The organism is Sulfuriferula sp. AH1 (assembly GCF_002162035.1).
Classification (GTDB): Bacteria; Pseudomonadota; Gammaproteobacteria; order Burkholderiales; family Sulfuriferulaceae; genus Sulfuriferula.
The window spans coordinates 2,197,157-2,218,089 of record NZ_CP021138.1 but is presented as its reverse complement, the minus strand read 5'-3'; the positions used below and the strand labels follow the sequence as shown (position 1 = coordinate 2,218,089).

Below are 20,933 nucleotides of genomic sequence, written 5' to 3'. Positions count from 1 at the left end.
TGTGATTCGTATCATGCTGGTAGACGATGAGAAAAATATATTAAGCGCATTGCGGCGCGTACTCATGGGCGGCATTGGATTGGATCGCGAATTCCATGAAATCAGCGTAGAGACGTTTGATACGCCACACGATGCATTAAAGCGTGCTGAAGTGGTGGTCTTCGATCTGGTCGTATCCGATTATCGTATGCCGGAAATGAGCGGAGTCGAGTTCCTGAAAGCGTTCCGAAAGATTCAGCCTCATGCAGCCAGAATTATCCTCAGCGGTTATGCCGATCTCGAAGGGTTGGTGGGTGCGATTAATGAAGCCGAGATTTCCCGTTTTATTAACAAGCCATGGAACGACTATGAGTTGAAATTTGCCATTGCCCAGGCGCTGGTTTACAGGAAGCTGTTAATGGAGAATCAGCGCTTGGCGGATACGGTACGTTTGCAGCAGGGGCAATTGTCCAGGCAGGAAATTGCATTGAAGCGACTCGAAGAAGAGAACCCGGGAATCACCAAGGTAAACTGGGGGCCTGACGGTTCGGTCATAATCGATGAAAGCGACCTATGAAGCGTTTTTTCTGGCTAAGGGTAAGGTTTTGTATTTATAAGCTTTAATCAGTTGAAGTGACAGCGCAGGTTTTTATCCCCTGTTTTGCGCTTGACAGCGAGGTTTTTGCTGGTACAATTCGGGCCTTCGACAAGCGGTGCAATGTTTTTTAAGTTGTATTGCCGGTATGGAAACTAAACCAAATCAATTGGTTAGCAGATGTTTGCTTGCCAGGTAAGGTAATGGGTCAGCAGATGCACAAGGTTGGCGTGATCTTGATCTGGATCGGATTGATCATGACTGTAGTCGGTCTGATTTTCGGTTTTATTGATTTGGTTAAGTATGGCGAACCGAGTATCTGGATCGCCATGATACCCGCAGGATTTGCTCTGCTGTTGGTTGGAGTCACAGCTACCCAGTTTTCAAAGAAGTAAAAAGCTGTTATAATGCGCAGCTTGAGTTTTGCCTCTGTCCCCATCGTCTAGAGGCCTAGGACACCGCCCTTTCACGGCGATAACACGAGTTCGAATCTCGTTGGGGACGCCAATCTTGACGGGTTGCAGCGATGCAACCCGTTTAATTTTCTAGCCGACTGGTTAGATTTGGAGTGGTAGTTCAGTTGGTTAGAATACCGGCCTGTCACGCCGGGGGTCGCGGGTTCGAGTCCCGTCCACTCCGCCAACATACATGCTGAATATTGCCGAATGATGAATTTCGGCAATATTTATGTATTTCCTGCAATTCCCTCAAAAATACTTGTTTCCTGATCTTGTCTGCGGCCGGATTGCAGTGCGTATCCGCATGTTTTCAAGCTGCCCCAATTTGTCTATCCCGTCTGTTGCATTTATTTTTATTTTATATATAATGCAAATCATTCTCAATTGCATAATCAAACATATTAGTGATGATTAAACTGGATACAAATACTGCCAATGCGGAAAAGTTGGGCCAGGTGCGTGCAGGTACCGTATCGCCGATACCCAGCGAATGGCTCTTCAGTCAGGGCGATGAAGTGCTGATCAGTCATCACGGTGAACAATATCGCTTGCGGCGTACGCGCAATGGAAAGCTGATTTTGACGAAGTGATTTGAAATATTTGAATAGCCAGCCAGCTCATTTTCCGAGCAAGCCAGCCAATGATGAGATTGACTTACTTGATAGGAGATGGACGATGTTTAAAAGTAGAAAAGTGATATTGGGCACCGCTGTGTTTCTGGCGACGGTAGGGGGCGCGCAGGCAGACGAGGCGTTGTTCGGCTATCTGAGAGGTGCGGAAACCTTGCCGAAAGGCGCAAATGAGGTCGTGCAGCATTTGACCCGGCGCTGGGACAAGGGGGCGGGTGAATATACTGCTTACGATAGCAAGACCGAGCTGGAGCATGGTTTCACTGATCGTTTTACCGGGGCTGTCTATGTGCTCGGGCAAGCGGTTGATACCAAAGGTTTGCAGATTGACGGCTATATTCCGGCTGACAATGATACCGGCATGAAACTTTCAGGGGTTGAAGTTTCAGCCAAATATAACTTCCTCAGTCCGGCGAAGGATGATTTTGGCCTGGCGGCCTATGTATCCGGCGCTTATACCCAGCTGGATCCGCATTCCGGTCAGAAAAAGGACAAATACACGCTCGAAACCTGGCTGCTGGCACAGAAGAATTTTCTCGACGATCAGCTGGTCTGGGTGACTAACTTGGGCATGGAGGCGACTTATGCGGTGCGCTTGCCTATTGATGGCATGACGCTGACCCAGGAGCAGTGGCCGACGACGCCGGAGATGGAGATAGGGCTGTTGGCGGGTACCGGTTTGTCGTACCGGGTTGCGCCTAACTGGTTTGTCGGCGCAGAGGCATTGTACGACTCCGAATACGAAACCGAAGTGGGGCGCGAGCGCTGGTCGGTGCAGGCAGGTCCTAATGTGCATTACGGCGCCAAGAACTGGTGGTTTACGGCGACCTGGCTGCCGCAAATGGTGGGTGGCGGATTCGAAACCTATCCGGGGCAAACCGATACGAGTCTGCATCTGATAGAAAAGACCAAACAGGAATTTCGTGTGAAAGTCGGCTTTAACTTTTAAGGAATGAACATGAGCAATTTTGATCGCTGGTTGATGGTGCCTGCATTGATCATACCTGCAGCAGCCTCTGCGCCAGCATTTGCAGTGCAGTACATGAACGTGGAGCAGGCGCAGAAAGTATTGTTTCCGGCGGCGGATGGCTTCGAGGCGAAAACGGTGGTGCTGAGCGCCGAACAGAAACGTGCGATTGAAGCCAGTTCCGGCGTGCGTGTTCGGGTAAACGAAGTCAAGGCATGGCATGCGACCCAGGGCGGCAAAGCGTTGGGCTGGTTCCTGCTGGACGAGGTTTACGGCAAGCACGAATTCATCACTTACGCGGTGGGAATAGGCGCGGATGGCGCGGTAAAGGGCGTCGAGATCCTCGATTATCGTGAAACGCACGGCAGTGAAGTCAATAACGCCAAATGGCGCGCGCAGTTTACCGGCAAGAAAGCGGGCGACACGCTGCAGCTGGATGAAGATATCAAGAATATCAGCGGTGCGACGCTGTCATGCAAGCATATTACCGATGGTGTCAAGCGCCTGCTGGCCACCTGCGCGACGGTGCTTAAATGACAGCCTTGGCACTCTCTGCAACGGTTGCTTCCGGTCTGGCTGAATGCGTACGCGCACGTCCGCTGCTGGGCACGCTGGTGGAAATCGCCGCCAGCGGCGATACGGCAGATACGGTGCAGACGGCGATATCGAACGCGTTCGATGCTGTCGAGCGCGTGCACCAGCTGATGAGTTATCAGGCGGCGGATTCGGATATCTCGCGTATCAACCGGGGAGGCTTTGAGCGTCCGGTGACAGTGGCGCGGCATACATGGCATGTACTGCAGGCGGCCGCCAGGTTTTCCGAGGCCAGCGATGGCTTATTCGACATCACTATTGCGCCGACCCTGACCAAATTGGGATTCCTGCCTCGGCACTCGGATTTCCCGCGTATTTCGGGGCAGGGCAATTGGCGGCATGTCCTTTTGCTGCCTGATAATCAGGTAAGGCTTGCACGCCGCTTGCGCATCGATGTCTCCGGAATCGCCAAGGGCTATGCGGTCGACTTGGCGATAGCGGCACTGCAGGAGGCCGGCATGTACAGCGGGCGGGTCAATGCCGGCGGCGATTTGCGCGTATTCGGCGAGACTGCGCAAATTATTCATGTGCGTCACCCCGGTTCACCCACACAGATGCTGCCTGTTGTCGAGTTGCGGCAGGGTGCCGCCGCGACTTCGGCCGGTTACTATACCCAGCGCCGTTATCAGGGGCGCATGGTCACTCCGTTGATTAATCCTCATACTCGTGTTGCTGCCGAAGTACAGCGCAGCGTGACCATACTGGCGGACGACTGCATGACCGCCGATGCGCTGACCAAGGTCGTGCACGCCGATCCCCATAGTGCGGTGGGGAAGCTCTCGCAATTCGGCGCGCGCGCGCTCATGCTGGAAGCCGATACCGCCAGCGGCGGTTGCCGCGTATTCGATACATCCAGTCTTTATCCTGCCGCCTGGCGCACCCGTGTCATTACCTGACGACCATGAAATACCATCATTTGCCCCTGCCTATCCGTTTTGCCAAATCCCATAAATATACGCTGTACGTCGTGTTTACCTTGTTGTGGCTTTCCGGCGCCGCATGGCTGGGTTTTCATTATTTTTTGCGGGTCGCCGGTGAGTTTGGCGATGCGCCGCACCCACTGGAAATCTGGTGGCTGCGTTTGCACGGATTGATGGGGTTCGCGATGTTGGTGGCGACCGGTTCGGTGCTGCCTATCCATGCCCGTCGCGCCTGGCATTTGAAAAAGAACCGCTTTACCGGCTTTGCGATGGAAGCCTTGTTGCTGTGGCTGGCGTTGACCGGTTATGCGCTGTATTACTTCAGCAGTGACGCCAATGAGGCCTGGTTGCCGCTGTTGCACTGGGTTGTCGGTCTGTCCATGCCGCTGATGCTGGTAATGCATATCTGGCGCGGACGCCATCGCTCCGTCACCGTTTTTAACCCCGTTTCCCATTAGTCTGAAATCCTTGAATCTGCCAGCCAGTACAGCTTCTTTGCTGTCAGCCAGCCGAATATCTGATATCGAAAGGTAAGCAAATGCAACATGGAAAATTGAAACTGACCTTATTGGCGACATTGGTGACGCTTTCATTAAACGCTCATGCGGATGCGACTACCGCCAGCCTGGAACAAAAGCTGGAGCAGCTGCAGCGCGAGATGCTGGAACTGAAGCAGCAGCTTGCCGAGGAAAAACAAGCTCGTGCACAGCAGGTGGATACCGCGATCAAGAGTGCGGTTGCCGATGCGATGCCGGAAACCGATACCGACACCAGCATAGGCGGTTACGGCGAGGTGTCATACAGCAATTACAAGGACGGCTCGGTCAAGGATCAGATCGACCTCAATCGCTTTGTGCTGTTTTTCGGGCACCGCTTCAACGATAAATTGCGCATGTATTCCGAATTCGAGATCGAGCATGCGATCGCCAGCGCAGACGACAAGGGTGAAGCCGAGATCGAGCAGGCTTACATTGAATATAATCTGTTGCCGCAGGCCAATCTGCGTGCCGGTTTGATGCTGATGCCGCTGGGGATAGTGAATGAAACGCATGAGCCGCCGACTTATTACGGCGTATTCCGCAACGAGGTCGAAACGCGCATTATTCCATCGACCTGGCGAGAAGCAGGGGTGGGGTTGCAGGGCAAGGTGCTGGATAGCGCACTCGAATATAATATGGGCATTTCCAGCGGTTTCGATGCCAGCAAATATGCCAAGGGTCCGACCGGCGCAGCTTATGGCATCAAGGACATGCACGGTGAAGCCAGTCAGGCCGCGGCGAACAATCTGGCATTCTACGCCGGTTTGAATTATCGCCAGCCGGGCTGGCTGCTGGGCGGAGGTCTGTTTACCGGGAATACGGCGCAGGACGGTAATGGCGAAATAGCGAGTCCTGCATTGCAGGGAAAAAATGCGCGGCTGACACTTTGGGATCTCCACGGCAAATACAGCATAGGCGACCTGGAATTGCAGGCATTGTATGCGCGCGGCACTCTGGGTGATACCCTGGCGATCAATGATGCCGCAGGCATAGTGCCGGGCGACGGCAACGATGCTGCGCCAAAATCCTTCTACGGCTGGTACGGGCAGGCCGCCTATCATGTCTGGAAGAAGGACGAGATGCGGCTGACGCCATTCGTGCGCTATGAACGCTATAACACGCAGGCCAGTGTGGATGCGGGCTATATCGCTAATTCGTTAAACGACGAAACGGTGACGACCTTGGGCGCCAATTTCAATCTCAGCCGCGGGGTGGTGTTCAAGGCGGATTGGCAGAATTATAAAACCGACCCGCTGAAAGACCGCTTCAATCTCGGTGTTGGCTGGATGTTCTGATCCTGCAATGGCTGCTGGGGTACTGCGGATACCTTCCAGCCGGCTTCAGTTCTTGAGTTTGCGGTATAAGGTACGTTCGCTGATGCCGAGCTTCTGCGCCAGCCCTTTGCGATCATCGCCGTCCGCAAGCAGGCTGGCGCGTTTCAGCATTTGCACAGTTCGCGGAGGTTGCCGGCAAGCTGTGTGCCGCCTCTGGCCGCTTCGATCAGGCTTGTTTGCGTCGGCTCGCGCTGTTGCAGGCGCGCCTTTTTCATAACCGAATAATCCGCTTTCAAACGGTGCCACGGTCAAGCCGGAGCAGTCTGCCGGCACAAATGGCCCGTGGCAGCGACCGCTGGTTCCGTGCACCGCTTCCGCAACCAGTTCCCTCTGCGTGTCCGATTCGCCCGACAATACGGCCGGGGCGTCCGTCGGCGCAATCCTTCTCCTGCAGGATACGGGATCCAGCCAGGTTATCCGGATAAGGAAGCGGTTCGGCAGACGGGGTAAAAGCCGGCCCTGATGCCTTCAAGCAAGGCTGACAAAAATGACATATTACGCGGAGTTTTCGTGAGGTTTATGTCAAAAATGGCAGTTGTTCCTGTTTTGTTCGAGTTGCCATGCTTCCTACATCGAATTCTTGTATTCGTTCAAGCCCTGTATCCCCGATTGTGTTCGGCGTTTTTTTAAACTATAAATATTTAATAAATCAATTGCTTGTTCACAGGTTTAACAACCTATTCGGATATTTTTAATTGGTTATGCGGTTTTTGAAGAAATTGGCACACGCCTTGCGAAGCAGTCACCCGTCAGCTGCGATGTCGAGGCGTATCTGCGGCTGGCGGGTGCCTTACCATAGGTGTATGTGAAAGGGAATCAAGCATGCGTGCGATGTGGAACAACCCGTTGGGACGAGAGATATTGGTGATTCTGATAGTGAAAATAATCGCGATCTTTGTGATCTGGTGGGCGTTTTTTCGCCCCATCGGTGCGCAAGCACCTATGGATGCAAATCAAGTTAGCAACGCCGTCATTAATAAACAACAAAACACAGTTCAACCCGTTGTTACACAACCTGCCACAAGGAGTCGTCAAGATGATTAGCACAGAGTTGGTTGATGCATCACGACTACAGTTCGCGATTGTTGCGTTGTATCACTTTTTATTTGTACCGCTGACACTGGGCATGACCTTCATACTGGTGATTATGGAATCGACTTACGTCATCACGGGTAAGGAGATATATAAGGACATGACCAAGTTCTGGGGAAAATTATTCGGTATCAACTTCGCCTTGGGGGTGACGACGGGCATCACCATGGAATTCCAGTTTGGTACCAACTGGGCCTATTATTCGCATTATGTGGGCGACATATTCGGTGCGCCGCTCGCGATCGAGGGACTGATGGCCTTCTTCCTCGAATCCACCTTTATCGGCCTGTTCTTCTTCGGCTGGGATAAGCTATCCAAAAACAAGCACTTGATGGTGACCATGCTGATGGCATTGGGCTCCAATCTGTCGGCGCTGTGGATATTGGTGGCGAACGGCTGGATGAACAATCCGGTGGGTTCGGATTTCTCATTCATTACCATGCGCATGGAAATGACCGATTTCTGGGACGTGATCTTCAATCCGCAGGCGCAGGCCAAGTTCGTCCATACTATCAGTGCCGGTTATGTGACCGCTTCGGCGTTCGTACTGGGTATCTCCTCCTGGTATCTGCTCATGGGCCGCGATGTCGAATTTGCCAAACGTTCCTTCCGCATCGCGGCCGCATTCGGTTTTGCCTCGGCCTTGTCGGTCATCGTGCTCGGCGATGAATCCGGTTATACCGTAGGCGAAAACCAGCAGACCAAAATGGCCGCGATCGAAGCCATGTGGCATACCGAACCGGCACCTGCTTCCTTTAACCTGATTGCCGGGATTAACGAAAAAGAGCAGAAAAACGACTGGTCGATAGAAATTCCTTATGTCATGGGTGTCATCGGTACGCGCACATTGACCAAAGAGATTCCCGGTATCTACGAAATCAAGGCGCATAATCGGATACGGATTATCAACGGTGCGCACGCAGTGACGGCGCTGGCCGCATTGCGCAAGCACCCCGAAGATGCGGCGCTCAAGGCCGAGTTCGACAAATACAAGGGTGATCTGGGATTCGGTCTGCTGTTGAAGAAATACACGGAGGACGTGAGTAAGGCAACGCCGGAAATGATACAGCAGGCAACCGACGACACCATCCCTCGTGTGACGCCGCTGTTCTGGACTTTCCGTTTTATGGTGGCTATCGGTACCGCGCTGCTGGCACTGTTCGCGGTCGCGCTGTATGCCTCGGTCAGGAACACCTGCGGCAAGAACAAATGGCTGTTGCGCTGGGCGCTGCTGTTTGTCCCTATGCCATGGATCGCTGCCGAGCTGGGCTGGTTTGTCGCGGAATACGGCCGTCAGCCCTGGACGATTTTCGGCGTATTACCTACCCATCTGTCAGCGTCCACTTTGACCGCGGGCAATGTGTATGCTTCGATCGGCGGTTTCGTGTTCTTCTACACCGGGCTGCTGATCGTGGAGATGTATCTGATGGTGAAATTCGCGCGCCAAGGCCCGAGCAGCCTGCATACCGGGCGTTATCAGGATGAAGGCAGATCCGGAGGCGGCGCGATTCCGGCTCGTGCACCCGCCGATAAGGCATAAATGATTCAGGTTGCATCACGGTTATTGCCAGGATGCAGCTTCACCGTATATTAAGGAGAAAACAATGCTGGATTATGAAACGCTCAAAGTCATTTGGTGGCTGTTCGTCGGCGTGCTGTTGCTGGGCTTCGCGATCATGGACGGGCACGACATGGGGGCAGGGACCCTGTTGCCTTTCGTGGGCAGAAACGATGCCGAGCGCCGCGTGATAATCAATACCGTGGTGGCGCATTGGGAAGGGAATCAGGTCTGGTTCATCCTCGGCGGCGGCGCAATCTTTGCTGCGTGGCCGCTGGTGTATGCGACAGCCTTTTCCGGATTTTACTGGGCGATGCTGGCGGTGCTGTGGGCGCTGTTCTTCCGCCCGGTCGGTTTCGATTACCGCTCCAAGATCGCCAATCCGACCTGGCGCAGCAGTTGGGACTGGGGGCTCTTTATCGGTGGCGCCGTACCGCCGCTGATCTTCGGCGTGGCATTCGGCAACCTGCTGCAAGGTGTGCCGTTCCATTTCGATGACGACCTGCGTTCGTATTACACCGGCAATTTCTGGCAATTGCTTAACCCGTTTGCGTTGCTGGCAGGTGTGGTCAGCACGGCGATGATCACTGCGCATGGCGCGAATTACCTGATGATACGTACCGAGGGCGATATCTATCGCCGCAGCCGTAGCGCCGCGATCCTGTTCGGTATGCTGGCACTGGCTGCTTTCGCCGCCGCCGGAGTGTGGGTGATGAACGGCATCGACGGTTTCATTATTACCAGCGGCAACCTGCCTGGTGCATTGCCTAATCCGCTGGACAAGACCGTGGTGATGGAGGCGGGCGCATGGATGCATAATTACAGCGTGTACCCGCTGGCCATACTGGTGCCGGTGATCGCTTTTGCCGGCGGCGTACTGGCGATCCTGTTCGGACTGATGAACAAACCGACGCTGGCATTTATCGGATCATCGCTGAGCATGCTGGGGATTATCGGTACGGCCGGCATCTCCATGTTTCCGTTCATCATGCCGTCTTCGACCGATCCGCGTTCCAGCCTGACGGTGTGGGATAGCGTTTCATCGCATATGACGCTCGGTCTGATGTTCTGGGTTACGCTGATTTTCCTGCCGATAATCATGCTTTACACCAGTTGGGCGTATAAAGTGATGTCCGGCAAAGTAACCCTTGATTTTATCAAGGACAACGATCATTCTGCTTATTAGTCCGGGAGAAAGAACATGTGGTATTTTGCTTGGATTTTAGGGGTGGCAATGGCAGTCCTGCTGGCGATTGTAAATGCCATATACGGTGAAAATCACGAACTGCGTGAAGAAGAAGCGCGCCATGAAGAGAAGCTATAATTGTGTATACGACGCTCGCACGTTCGCTGTCATTGCTGCTGGCGGCAACCCTGGCAACCCTGATGACCTTTTATCCTCCCGCCATTGCGCGGTTAAGTCACGGTTTGCTGACTCTGGTAATATGGGGGATATGTGCGGGATTCGTTCACGGCGTGGGATTTGACCCCGAGACCAGATTGTGGCGTGCAGTGCTTGGCCCTGTCAGTGCATGGCTGCTGATGGGGCTTGGTCTGGTATTGATTGCCAGACCATATTTTATCGGGGTTTAGCATGACCTGTTTTCGGTAGTGTTTGATATGACAAGTTTTACCCATATTTATTTTCCGGGTGAGCCCGACACGCACTATGCAGCACTGATCGATCCGCTGCAGGAGCGTACCAGCCTGAATTTGCCGCTGTTGCAGGAGTGGAATCTGACACTGCATCACGTGTCGGAAACGGCAGATGAACCCCTGATTTATTCTGGACATGCCTGTCTCCGCAGGCATATTTCCGGCATTGTTCGGAAACGCGGAATCAATCCGCGTCCATCCGGCAGGAATCATGGCGGGTTTATTGCTATCATGAATCAGCCTGATTTACCGCAGCCCGATTTGATTGACGTGGCTGTCCTTGCCAATCTGCAATATGGAAATGAGATCGTTTATGCAGCCTAATCCAGCCGTTACCCATTATGAACGAATTGGGGGCGCGGATATTATCCGTGCGCTAGTGCACCGTTTTTATGAAATTATGGATGAGTTGCCGGAGGCTTACGGTATTCGCAAGCTTCATGCCGAGAGCTTGCAAGGCTCGGAGGATAAACTGTTCAAGTTTCTGTGCGGCTGGATGGGCGGCCCTCAGCTTTATATTCAGGAGCATGGACACCCCATGTTACGCCGTCGTCACCTGCCTTTCCCCATCAGCATATCCGAACGCGACCAGTGGCTGGCGTGCATGGATCAGGCATTGACAGAAGTAGTGCAGGATGAGGCGTTACGGCGCGAACTGTCCAGTGCGTTTGCGAAAGTGGCTGACCACATGCGTAATCGCGCGGAAGGACATCCCGCTTGATTTTTTAATTTATACAGGAAATTTATGTGATGACAATGACACCACAACAGCTCGTAGCAGAAGCCAAGGCCCAGATCAAGGAAATCGATGTTGCTGCCGCAGCACAGCAAATCGATGCTGGCATAACCGTGATCGATGTGCGCGAACCGTCAGAATTCGACGCCGGACGTTTACCGAATGCAGTCAGTATCCCGCGCGGCGTGCTTGAATTCAAAACCGGCGATCATCCGGCCCTGGCCAATAAAGATGCGCAGATCCTGCTGTATTGCAAGACCGGCGGGCGCTCGGCGCTGGCGACCCATAGCTTGCAACGTCTGGGTTACACCCAGGTCGCATCGCTGGTTGGCGGTTTCGAAGCATGGACTGGCAGCGGCCAGAAGGTGACAAAGGATACAACCAGTTTCGGTGGCTAACACATAGCGCATGGCAGGATTGTATCCTGCCGTTCCGATGCCCTTTAAGGAATGGGGATGGCACATATCGCCGTTCTCGGAGCAGGCACAGGCGGTGCCCCGGTGGGGCCATGCCAGTGCAGCCCCGCGTGCCGCCATTTTCTCCGTAACCCGGGCGAGACAGTGCAAATAGGTGCTTTTGGTCAGGGTCGCCTTCGGAAAACGCCTGGCGTGTTCAAGCCTTACATGGACGCATCCCAGATACGGGTGCAGTTGCGGCCGGCGAGTTTGGCGGCATACATCGCCTTGTCGGCGTGTTCGATGGATTGTTCGACGGTAACTTCCGCATCGAGCAGGGCGATGCCGAACGACATGGTGATCTGCAGCGGTTTTTTGCCACCGTAATCAATGTGATTGGCCGCCAGTCCCTGTCTTACCCGTTCTACCACTTCATAACCGAGATCCACATCGGCGTTCTGCATGCACAGCAGGAATTCCTCGCCCCCGTAGCGGAACAGTTTGTCGTATGGCCTGAGATGTTCCATCACATTGCGGGCGGAAGCCGCCAATACCGTATCCCCGATCGAGTGCCCGTAGGTGTCGTTAATCGCCTTGAAATGGTCGATATCCATCATTGCAATGCAGCTTGACTGCACATGCCGCCTGACCAGATCCTGCTGCTCGCGCAATTTCGTCAGCATCCCGATCCGGTTGTTGGCGCCGGTGAGCGGATCGAGATTATAAAGCAGGTCTTCCAGCTCACGTTTCAGTGTAAAAAGCTGCAAGCGCAGACGTTCCAGCGCATTGACGAAGCTGTCGTAATCAAGGGGGAGAATCATGCTGCCGGAGGCGACCGTTTGCAGCAGCTTCGCTGCCAGTCGATGCATATTTTATGTTCGGTTTCGATAGCGATAAAGCCGGGATGCTTGCGCAGATTGTCGGGTGCAGCGTCGTAATACCACTGTCCGAAACGGCAATGGCGGTGGGCGTTCCTGGCTTCGTCGCGATGGTCGTGCGGCAGGCGGCAGACCAGCGTGCGGGTAATCGATTCGTACCATTGGGTGTGATTGTAGATCGCCTGATCCAGTTGCAGGAGTATCGCTTGTATTTCGTTCTGCTCTAATTTGATCATTACGGCTCCTCCGGAATGCCTTGAATCAACCGGTACTTGTCATAATTATTGTTATGAATGCCTTATTTTATATGCAGATTACATCTTTACTTGTAATCAAACTGAAATATCCTGGCGTTTATATTGCATTAAGTCAGCAATTCCGGGCTTTATTCATAACGCGGATTCAAAAAATGGACTACTATGATTGAATAGCAATGGTTAATGGGCGGGGTTTTACGCGCTGCCTGTTTTTGTCATCCCTGCACATTCTATCGGGGCTGCGATGAACAATTCGGATTTTCTGGTTGTTTTTACTTTGGACGATCAACGCTATGCCTTGTCCTTATCCGCAACGGATCGGGTGGTGCGCATGGTGGCTATCACCCCGTTGCCGAATGCGCCCGATATCGTGCTGGGTGTGGTCAACTTCCAGGGGCGGGTGATCCCGGTCATCAATGTGCGTCGGCGTTTCGGCCTGCTGGAACAGAAAACCGGCCTGAGCGACCAATTGATCATTGCGCATACCGCGCGCAGGCCGGTAGCACTGGTGGCGGATGCCGTACTGGATGTCATCGCAGATACGGCACAGAGCCGGATTGCCGCAGAGCATATCCTTCCCCGGCTTGAGTATGTGGAAGGAGTGATAAAACTTGCCGACGGCCTGATCCTCATCCATGACCTGGAGAAATTCCTTTCACTGGAAGAAGAGGATGCGCTGGACCGGATACTGGAAACCACCTGATGCAGAATATGCGTCCTGTACTCCCATCCGTATTGTCGTCGCAGCTGAGCGAATTCATCGCGATCCGGACCGGGCTGTATTTTCCGCAGGAGCGCTGGGCCGATCTCGAACGGGGGGTCGCGGCGGCAGCGCCGGATTTCAATTTCCAGGATCTCGAATCATGCGTGCACTGGCTGCTGTCGGCGCCATTGACACGCCATATGACCGAGATCCTCGCCAGCCATCTGAGCATAGGGGAAACCTACTTTTTCCGGGAACAGCAGAATCTGGATATTCTCGGAGAACAGATTCTTATGCCCCTGCTCCAGTCACGCCGCCAGAATGAGCGGCGTTTGCGTATCTGGAGCGCCGGCTGCAGCACGGGCGAAGAAGCCTATACCCTGGCGATACTGCTCGACAGGCTCATACCTGATCTCGCTGCGTGGAACATCACCATCCTGGCAACCGATTTCAACCCGAAAGTGCTGCGCAAGGCGGCCCAAGGCGTGTATGGGGAATGGTCGTTCCGCAATGCGCCAGTCTGGCTGCGCCAGCGTTATTTCACCGAGCGCGATGATGGCCGTTATGAGATACAGCCGCGCATCAGGAAAATGGTTACTTTTTCCTACCTCAATTTTGTCGATGACGTATATCCGTCACTCTCGAACAATACCAGCGCGATGGATGTGATTCTGTGCCGCAATGTGCTGATGTATTTCACCCCGCAACGGGCAAGGCAAGTCGCCGATAATTTTTATCGTGCGCTGGTCGCTGGCGGCTGGCTGATCGTCAGTCCGACCGAAACCTCGAATAGCCTGTTTTCCTCGTTTGCTCCCGTCACGTTTCCGGGGGCGGTATTGTATCGAAAAAGGCTGGCTACAGAATCAGGTTCGCGAGTTGGCGAGCCCCCGCAGCAGCAATCATTTCATGACATGGGAGTTGCGCCGCCATTGCCGCCGGTCGTGCGGCCAGAGCCTGTGACCGAGGTGGCTGTGACTCGCATGGCACCGGCTGAATCTCGACCGGTCTCACCGCCAGATGAAGGCGAGAGGCTATCGCGCATGGCTCGTAGCAGTGCCAATCAGGGTAGGCTGGATGAAGCTCTGGACTGGTGTGAAAAGGCGATCGCCGCCGACAAGCTGAATCCGCTGTACCACTATCTTGGCGCCACTATTCTGCAAGAGCAGGGGCGGCACGATATCGCCATTCAATGGCTGATGCGGGCGCTCTATCTTGATCCCGATTTCGTGCTCGCCCACTTCGGCCTGGGGAACCTGCACCAGTCGCTGGGACGCTATCAGCAAGCGCGGCGCTATTTCGGAAATGTATTGACGCTGTTGCATCTGCACTTGCAGGACGATATTCTGCCGGAAGCGGATGGACTGACGGCCGGTCGACTGGCCGAGATAGTCACATCCTTGCTGGAAAGTCTGCCAGAGCTTGCGGAGACGAGCGTTTGAGAGGGGTGCGGCGATGAACAATACCGATAAGACAGCCCCGCAAAAGACGGGTAAGCGTGTCAACTGGAGCGAGGTCAAACAACGGCTGGAAGCGGCGCAGGTCGCAATCGACCGCATCTGGATGCCGACGCCCGAAGATACGCAGAAAACCCTGCAAGCCAGGGCACAGGCGCTCGCCCGCGAAGTTTTGCCGGCGGAAGCGGCCGATGCGGGTATCGAAGTCATCGAGTTCCTGCTCGCCCATGAGCGCTATGCAATTGCATCCGAATGCGTGCGCGAAGTCTATCCGCTGGAAGAGCTCACCCCTTTACCCTGCACCCCGGCTTTTGTGCTCGGCATCATCAATGTGCGCGGCGAGATACTTTCCGTCATCGACATCAAGAAATTCTTCGATCTGCCGGAAAAAGGGCTGACCGACCTCAACAAGGTGATCGTGCTCGAATCCGCAGACATGAGGTTCGGCATAGTGGCTGATGTCATCAGCGGCGTGCGCCGCATTATGCGCGCCGATATCCAGTCATCTCTGCCTACGCTGACCGGCATTCGCGAGGATTACTTGCTGGGGGTGACGTCGGAACGTGTGGTCATACTGGATGCCGGAAAACTTTTGAGCGACGAGAAACTCATCGTGCAGGAACAGGTTGGCGATTAGCAGGTAGCGTTATCCGGATTAGGCTGAATAAGAAACAATAAGGAGAACAAAGCATGAAATGGTTCCTGAATTTGAGCATGCGCAACAAACTTTTCCTCGGTTTTGGCATCATGATCGTTTTTGTGGGCATCGTCATTGCCACAGGCTATTTTGCCATCGCCAGGCTGCAGGTGGCGCAGCAGGCCCTTTACCAGAAAGATTTCGCCAATCTGCGCGATCTGACAAATCTGCGCAGTTTTCAGAGCCAGATGCGGGCCGAAATACTCGAAGCGCAGCTCATCAATACAGCCGACGAGCGCGAACGTCTGATGAAGGATATGGCGGAATATGCAGGACAGGTCGACAAAATCATGGCCGTATTGCTGAGTCGGGCGAGTAATGATCCCAAACTGTTATCACGGCTGGAGGAACTCAATATCATCCAGAAGGCATTTGCTCAAACCCGAGATAGCGAAATCGTTCCGCTGATACGTGCCGGCAAGATTACGGAATCCAGGCAGTTAGTGGTTGGCATTCAACGAGACCGGTACGAAAAAATTCGATCTATCATCAATGAGCTCAACCATGAGGCCGACAAAAATGCGCATCGTGCCGTGGCGGAATCCGGGCTGGCGGCAGACAGTGCGCTGCATCAATTCATCATGGTGGGTGTGGGCGCTATCCTGCTGGCAGTGATCATGACGCTGCTGACAGGACGGATCATCGCTGCGCCATTGCAGATGGTTTCAAGTATCGCAGGACGCGTCGCTGCCGGTGATCTCACCGTCGATATCCCGGACGGAAATCGTACCGACGAAGTCGGGGAGCTGCTGCGCGCGTTCAGCGCGATGCTTGAAGGGCTGCGGACGTTGATGCGCGAGATCAATGATGGGGTCGGCGTGCTCGCATCTTCCTCCGGCGAGATACTTGCGACGACGACGCAGGTAGCCTCGGGCGCGGCGGAGACGGCGAGTGCGGTGAACGAGACCACGGTCACGGTAGAGGAAGTGAAGCAGACAGCGCAGCTGGCGAGCCAGAAAGCGCGTTTTGTTTCAGACAGCGCGCAAAAGGCCTCGCAGGTATCGCAGAACGGACGCAAAGCAGTGGAAGACGCGATGCAGGGCATGCAAAACATCCAGGAACAAATGGAATCCATCGCCGAGAGCATCGTGCGGCTCTCCGAACAGAGCCAGGCGATCGGCGAGATCATCGCCACGGTCAACGACTTGGCCGAGCAATCGAACCTGCTCGCAGTGAATGCCGCCATCGAAGCGAACAAGGCAGGCGAACAGGGCAAAGGTTTTGCGGTCGTGGCGCAGGAGGTCAAGAGTCTGGCGGAGCAATCCAAGCAGGCGACGGCCCAGGTGCGCACGATACTCGGCGACATCCAGCGCGCGACCACCGCCACGGTGCTGGCCACCGAACAGGGCAACAAGGCCGTGCAAGCGGGCGTGAAACAGACTGGCGAGACCGGCGAAGCCATCCGCCAGCTGGCGGACAGCGCCAACGAAGCGGCGCAGGCGGCGACGCAGATTGCGGCCTCAAGCCAGCAACAGATGGTAGGCATGGATCAGGTGGCGCTGGCGATGGAGAATATCAAGCAGGCCAGCGCGCAGAATGTGTCCGGTACCCGGCAGGCGGAAGTGGCAGCGCGCAGTCTGCATGAATTGGGACAAAAGCTGCAACAACTGGCGACGCAGTATAGAGTGTAATAAAACGGCTCGAATTCAAGGAAAGGAAGCTCATGAGGCTAACTGAAAAATTCAAAATGGAAAGTCGTGAGCAGGAACAAAGGAAAAGTTTCATAGAATTTGCACACGAAGAAATTTTACTGTTACGTGAGTTGCTCCCGCTTATGGAAGAGCATGTCCCTCAAATAGTCGAGCAGTTCTATACCCATCTGTTTGGATATTCCGAGACTCAGGCTTTTTTCAAGGATACAGAAACCTTAAATAGGGTAAAAGCTGCCCAGCGGGAATATCTGCTGGATCTGTTTCGGGGCAATTATGGCGAGGATTACTTCGAGAAGCGGTTGCAGATTGGCGTTGCACATGAGCGAATTGGTCTGGTTCCGAAATGGTACATTGGAAGCAACAGCAAATTTTTGTGTTTGATCAGCCATTTGCTTGTTACCAGATATCGGTTCAGACCCGAGAAGTTAACCCGTTGCATATTAGCGCTGACCAAGATTATGAATCTGGATCAGCAGCTGGTTATCGACACCTATATTGGTTCTTTACTGGAAAAACTAAGCGAACGGGAAAGGCTTGAAGAATTGCTCGACCAGATTAAGGAGGTCGCGGCTGTACTGACATCATCTTCGTCCGAAATTCTGGCGACGACGACGCAGGTAGCCTCGGGCGCGGCGGAGACGGCGAGTGCGGTGAACGAGACCACGGTCACGGTAGAGGAAGTGAAGCAGACAGCGCAGCTGGCGAGCCAGAAAGCGCGTTTTGTTTCAGACAGCGCGCAAAAGGCCTCGCAGGTATCGCAGAACGGACGCAAAGCAGTGGAAGACGCGATGCAGGGCATGCAAAACATCCAGGAACAAATGGAATCCATCGCCGAGAGCATCGTGCGGCTCTCCGAACAGAGCCAGGCGATCGGCGAGATCATCGCCACGGTCAACGACTTGGCCGAGCAATCGAACCTGCTCGCAGTGAATGCCGCCATCGAAGCGAACAAGGCAGGCGAACAGGGCAAAGGTTTTGCGGTCGTGGCGCAGGAGGTCAAGAGTCTGGCGGAGCAATCCAAGCAGGCGACGGCCCAGGTGCGCACGATACTCGGCGACATCCAGCGCGCGACCACCGCCACGGTGCTGGCCACCGAACAGGGCAACAAGGCCGTGCAAGCGGGCGTGAAACAGACTGGCGAGACCGGCGAAGCCATCCGCCAGCTGGCGGACAGCGCCAACGAAGCGGCGCAGGCGGCGACGCAGATTGCGGCCTCAAGCCAGCAACAGATGGTAGGCATGGATCAGGTGGCGCTGGCGATGGAGAATATCAAGCAGGCCAGCGCGCAGAATGTGTCCGGTACCCGGCAGGCGGAAGTGGCAGCGCGCAGTCTGCATGAATTGGGACAAAAGCTGAGTGACATGATCGGGGGCGGGGTCACATGACAACATCCATTACGGTTACGACGAGTTTGGGGCCGTTTGACTCATTATCCGCAGTTCCCGGGATTGGGATCAGGTCATGACCAAACAGAGTGACGACTTCCAGAAGAGACTGCGCGCGACGTTTCAGATCGAGGCGGACGAACATCTGCAGGTGATGTCGGCGGGCTTGATCGAATTGGAAAACCAGCCTGCGCAAGCTCGGTATGCGGAAATCGTTGAGACAGTGTTCCGTGAAGTGCACAGCCTGAAGGGCGCTGCGCGGGCCGTGAATCTCAGGGAGGTCGAGTCGGCCTGTCAGGCGCTGGAAAGCGTATTTGCGGCATTGAAAGCCAGGCAGCTCAGCGTTTCCCAGCCATTGTTCGATCTGCTGCATGAGGCGATCGATGGCCTGAGCATGCTGCTTGCGATGGAAGACGCAGCTCTGCCTGTTGCCGGCAAGTCGATGGTTGCATCGCTGACCCGGCGCTTTAATGACGTTTTGCATGGGCAGTTTGTCCAGCCTGCCGTTGTCTCAACACCAGCGGTACTCTCCGCCACAATTCCACCGGCACATCGGGAGCAGCCGCCAGATGCACCGCCTGAAGAGATTGCGACGGTTGCCACGCCAGCGCAATCCCTATCTGTCAGCTTCGTATCCGAGACGGTCAGGGTCTCTACGCAAAAACTCGATGCGGTGATGCGGCAGGTCGAGGAGCTGCTGTCGCCGCGACTGGCATCGGCACAGCGCGCCAAGGAACTGCGTGAGGTCGCGCTTTCTTTTGTGGGCTGGAAAAAGCGCCGGGCAGTGATGCGACCGGTACTGCGGCAGATCGAGCGTTATGTCGATGCGGGCGGCAATGGCGCAGCCGAAGGGATGTCAAGGTTCCCGGCACAGGGATTGCCGAAACTGCTGGAATATCTGGAGTCCGAGCATCTGTTCATGAATACGCTGGAGGAACGGCTGCTGCGCTTATGCAAGTTCGCTGCTCGCGACCGGCGTACGCTGGCCGGCATGAGCGATAATCTGCTGCACGACGTGAAAGAAATGCACCTGCTGCCGTTTTCATCGTTGCTCGAGACTTTACCGCGTGTCGCTCGCGAGCTTGCCCGCGAGCAGGACAAGCAGGTGAAGCTGGAGATTCAGGGCGGCGAGATTGAAATCGACCGGCGCATACTGGAAGAAATGAAAGATCCGCTGATACACCTGTTGCGCAATTGCATCGATCACGGCATCGAGCCGCCTGCATTGCGACGGGACAAGGGCAAGCCGGAGCAGGGCCGCATCACGATTGCCATTACGCAAAAGGATGGCGGCAAAATCGAGATCATGGTTGCCGACGATGGCGCGGGCATCGATGCCGCCAGGGTGCATGCGGTAGCGCGCAAGCTCGGCCTCGTTTCAGACGAGGCAGCAGGGCAGATGAGCGAGCAGGAAACGCAGTCGCTCATCTTCATGTCCGGCATTTCCACCAGCCAGATCATCACGGACATTTCAGGGCGTGGCATCGGACTTGCCATCGTGCGCGAAAAAGTCGAGCGCATGGGCGGCACCGTCGTGCTTGAATCGGGGCATGCCGGCAGCGTACGGGAAACAGGGACGTCTTTCCGCATTACGCTGCCGCTGATGCTGGCGACCTTCCGCGGCGTGCTGGTGCGTACCGGCGAACATAATTTCATCATCCCCGCGCTCAATGTCGAACGAGTGACGCGAATAGCGCAACAGGACATCCAGACGGTAGAGAATCGCCCGACGATAGCCCTCGATGGACAAGCCGTGGCGCTGGTCGGCCTCGACGATGCGCTGGCTCTGGCGCGCCCGCGTGCGCCTGAGAGGGCGCCCGCGCAGGTGCTGGTCGTCGTGCTCAATGCGGGGCATCAGCATGTCGCTTTTCGCGTTGACGAGATTGTTGGCGAACAGGAGGTGCTGGTCAAGGCGCTGGGTCGGCAACTCGCGCGCGTGCGCAACGTCGCCGGCGCAAGCGTGCTGGGTACGGGGCAGGTGGTGGCTGTACTCAATGTGCCGGACCTGCTGAAGTCGGCGGTAAAACAGACGGCACCGCCATCCATGGCCGTTGCCGTATCGGGAGAGACAGAAAAGCAATCCATACTGGTGGTGGAAGATTCCATCACTTCCAGATCGCTGCTCAAAAACATTCTGGAATCGGCCGGTTACCGTGTCGTTACTGCAGTGGATGGGATAGATGCCTATACCGCACTCAAGACCGGCAAGTTTGATCTGATCGTGTCGGATGTGGAAATGCCGCGCATGGACGGTTTTGACCTGACGGCCAAGGTACGCATGGACAAGCAGTTCGCCGAACTGCCGGTGGTACTGGTGACGGCACTGGATTCGCGCGAAGACCGCGAGCGCGGCATCGATGTGGGTGCGAATGCGTATATCGTAAAAAGCAGTTTCGATCAGAGCAACCTGCTGGAAGTCGTTCAGCGCCTGATTTAACGAGAAATGGGGAGGAAG

The 20,933-nt window shown here is 55.0% G+C and carries 25 protein-coding genes, 2 tRNA genes and 2 pseudogenes; 25 read left to right on the top strand and 4 right to left on the bottom strand.

Annotated elements, in window-relative coordinates:
• Position 1 precedes the first annotated feature (1 nt).
• The 10 genes from CAP31_RS11255 (at position 2) to CAP31_RS11205 (ending at position 5,976) form a co-directional block, all read left to right on the top strand.
• The gene (locus CAP31_RS11255) at positions 2-556 is read left to right on the top strand and encodes a response regulator (protein ID WP_087447618.1); all 555 of its coding nucleotides are present in this window, start codon (positions 2-4) and stop codon (positions 554-556) included.
• A 221-nt stretch (positions 557-777) separates the two neighbouring features.
• The gene (locus CAP31_RS11250) at positions 778-969 is read left to right on the top strand and encodes a hypothetical protein (protein ID WP_223247260.1); all 192 of its coding nucleotides are present in this window, start codon (positions 778-780) and stop codon (positions 967-969) included.
• Between the two features lie 36 nt (positions 970-1,005).
• A tRNA-Glu gene (locus CAP31_RS11245) sits at positions 1,006-1,081 on the top strand.
• Between the two features lie 58 nt (positions 1,082-1,139).
• A tRNA-Asp gene (locus CAP31_RS11240) sits at positions 1,140-1,216 on the top strand.
• 223 nt (positions 1,217-1,439) lie between these two features.
• A complete protein-coding gene (gene hemP / locus CAP31_RS11230) occupies positions 1,440-1,622 on the top strand; it encodes a hemin uptake protein HemP (RefSeq protein WP_087447616.1) in 183 nt (60 codons plus the stop codon).
• Positions 1,623-1,707: 85 nt separating this feature from the next.
• Positions 1,708-2,610: a DUF6662 family protein gene (locus tag CAP31_RS11225; RefSeq protein ID WP_087447615.1), complete on the top strand. Its 903-nt coding sequence runs from the start codon at positions 1,708-1,710 to the stop codon at positions 2,608-2,610.
• A gap of 9 nt (positions 2,611-2,619) precedes the next feature.
• Complete coding sequence (locus CAP31_RS11220; protein WP_087448365.1) at positions 2,620-3,165, top strand: FMN-binding protein; 546 nt, start codon at positions 2,620-2,622, stop codon at positions 3,163-3,165.
• Complete coding sequence (locus CAP31_RS11215; RefSeq protein ID WP_087447614.1) at positions 3,162-4,118, top strand: FAD:protein FMN transferase; 957 nt, start codon at positions 3,162-3,164, stop codon at positions 4,116-4,118. Before CAP31_RS11220 ends, CAP31_RS11215 begins: the two co-directional genes overlap by 4 nt.
• 5 nt (positions 4,119-4,123) lie before the next feature.
• The gene (locus CAP31_RS11210; RefSeq protein ID WP_087447613.1) at positions 4,124-4,600 is read left to right on the top strand and encodes a hypothetical protein; all 477 of its coding nucleotides are present in this window, start codon (positions 4,124-4,126) and stop codon (positions 4,598-4,600) included.
• An 80-nt stretch (positions 4,601-4,680) separates the two neighbouring features.
• Complete coding sequence (locus CAP31_RS11205) at positions 4,681-5,976, top strand: hypothetical protein (protein WP_087447612.1); 1,296 nt, start codon at positions 4,681-4,683, stop codon at positions 5,974-5,976.
• Positions 5,977-6,021: 45 nt separating this feature from the next.
• Here the strand turns inward: CAP31_RS11205 and CAP31_RS15245 are convergent, their stop codons facing one another.
• Positions 6,022-6,126, bottom strand: a complete 105-nt coding sequence (locus tag CAP31_RS15245) for a helix-turn-helix domain-containing protein (RefSeq protein WP_304442135.1) — start codon at positions 6,124-6,126, stop codon at positions 6,022-6,024.
• Positions 6,127-6,255: 129 nt separating this feature from the next.
• Positions 6,256-6,369: pseudogene (locus CAP31_RS15330) on the bottom strand (sigma 54-interacting transcriptional regulator); the annotation flags it as partial.
• 468 nt (positions 6,370-6,837) lie between these two features.
• Here CAP31_RS15330 and cydP point away from each other — a divergent pair.
• The 8 genes from cydP (at position 6,838) to CAP31_RS11160 (ending at position 11,455) form a co-directional block, all read left to right on the top strand.
• Positions 6,838-7,059: a cytochrome oxidase putative small subunit CydP gene (gene cydP / locus CAP31_RS11195; protein WP_087447610.1), complete on the top strand. Its 222-nt coding sequence runs from the start codon at positions 6,838-6,840 to the stop codon at positions 7,057-7,059.
• Positions 7,052-8,647: a cytochrome ubiquinol oxidase subunit I gene (locus CAP31_RS11190; protein ID WP_087447609.1), complete on the top strand. Its 1,596-nt coding sequence runs from the start codon at positions 7,052-7,054 to the stop codon at positions 8,645-8,647. Before cydP ends, CAP31_RS11190 begins: the two co-directional genes overlap by 8 nt.
• A 64-nt stretch (positions 8,648-8,711) precedes the next feature.
• Positions 8,712-9,851: a cytochrome d ubiquinol oxidase subunit II gene (gene cydB / locus CAP31_RS11185; RefSeq protein ID WP_087447608.1), complete on the top strand. Its 1,140-nt coding sequence runs from the start codon at positions 8,712-8,714 to the stop codon at positions 9,849-9,851.
• A gap of 15 nt (positions 9,852-9,866) precedes the next feature.
• On the top strand, positions 9,867-9,989 hold the full coding sequence (cydX, locus tag CAP31_RS11180; protein ID WP_087447607.1) for a cytochrome bd-I oxidase subunit CydX: 123 nt from the start codon (positions 9,867-9,869) through the stop codon (positions 9,987-9,989).
• 2 nt (positions 9,990-9,991) lie between these two features.
• On the top strand, positions 9,992-10,258 hold the full coding sequence (locus tag CAP31_RS11175) for a cyd operon YbgE family protein (protein ID WP_223247259.1): 267 nt from the start codon (positions 9,992-9,994) through the stop codon (positions 10,256-10,258).
• Between the two features lie 27 nt (positions 10,259-10,285).
• Positions 10,286-10,645 carry a hypothetical protein gene (locus CAP31_RS11170; protein WP_087447606.1) on the top strand — a complete coding sequence of 120 codons (360 nt, stop codon included), beginning with the start codon at positions 10,286-10,288 and terminating at the stop codon, positions 10,643-10,645.
• Positions 10,635-11,042: a group II truncated hemoglobin gene (locus CAP31_RS11165; RefSeq protein WP_087447605.1), complete on the top strand. Its 408-nt coding sequence runs from the start codon at positions 10,635-10,637 to the stop codon at positions 11,040-11,042. Before CAP31_RS11170 ends, CAP31_RS11165 begins: the two co-directional genes overlap by 11 nt.
• Positions 11,043-11,071: 29 nt before the next feature.
• A complete protein-coding gene (locus CAP31_RS11160; RefSeq protein ID WP_087447604.1) occupies positions 11,072-11,455 on the top strand; it encodes a rhodanese-like domain-containing protein in 384 nt (127 codons plus the stop codon).
• 221 nt (positions 11,456-11,676) lie between these two features.
• Here the strand turns inward: CAP31_RS11160 and CAP31_RS11155 are convergent, their stop codons facing one another.
• Positions 11,677-12,321 carry a diguanylate cyclase gene (locus CAP31_RS11155; RefSeq protein ID WP_087447603.1) on the bottom strand — a complete coding sequence of 215 codons (645 nt, stop codon included), beginning with the start codon at positions 12,319-12,321 and terminating at the stop codon, positions 11,677-11,679.
• Complete coding sequence (locus tag CAP31_RS11150) at positions 12,270-12,566, bottom strand: CZB domain-containing protein (RefSeq protein ID WP_087447602.1); 297 nt, start codon at positions 12,564-12,566, stop codon at positions 12,270-12,272. The genes CAP31_RS11155 and CAP31_RS11150 overlap by 52 nt, the downstream gene beginning before the upstream one ends.
• A 265-nt stretch (positions 12,567-12,831) precedes the next feature.
• Here CAP31_RS11150 and CAP31_RS11145 point away from each other — a divergent pair, with 265 nt between their 5' ends.
• From CAP31_RS11145 to CAP31_RS11120, 7 genes and pseudogenes are all read left to right on the top strand, one after another.
• Positions 12,832-13,290: a chemotaxis protein CheW gene (locus CAP31_RS11145; protein WP_087447601.1), complete on the top strand. Its 459-nt coding sequence runs from the start codon at positions 12,832-12,834 to the stop codon at positions 13,288-13,290.
• 8 nt (positions 13,291-13,298) lie between these two features.
• Complete coding sequence (locus CAP31_RS11140; RefSeq protein ID WP_223247258.1) at positions 13,299-14,729, top strand: CheR family methyltransferase; 1,431 nt, start codon at positions 13,299-13,301, stop codon at positions 14,727-14,729.
• Between the two features lie 13 nt (positions 14,730-14,742).
• The gene (locus CAP31_RS11135) at positions 14,743-15,381 is read left to right on the top strand and encodes a chemotaxis protein CheW (RefSeq protein ID WP_087447599.1); all 639 of its coding nucleotides are present in this window, start codon (positions 14,743-14,745) and stop codon (positions 15,379-15,381) included.
• Between the two features lie 53 nt (positions 15,382-15,434).
• Entirely contained in the window at positions 15,435-17,072 is a 1,638-nt protein-coding gene (locus tag CAP31_RS11130) for a methyl-accepting chemotaxis protein (RefSeq protein WP_087447598.1), read from the top strand.
• Positions 17,073-17,104: 32 nt separating this feature from the next.
• A pseudogene (locus CAP31_RS15325) lies at positions 17,105-17,533 on the top strand (protoglobin domain-containing protein); the annotation flags it as partial.
• Between the two features lie 18 nt (positions 17,534-17,551).
• A complete protein-coding gene (locus tag CAP31_RS11125) occupies positions 17,552-18,478 on the top strand; it encodes a methyl-accepting chemotaxis protein (RefSeq protein WP_255377106.1) in 927 nt (308 codons plus the stop codon).
• Positions 18,479-18,554: 76 nt separating this feature from the next.
• Entirely contained in the window at positions 18,555-20,915 is a 2,361-nt protein-coding gene (locus CAP31_RS11120) for a hybrid sensor histidine kinase/response regulator (RefSeq protein WP_087447596.1), read from the top strand.
• The last annotated feature ends 18 nt before the right edge of the window (positions 20,916-20,933 follow it).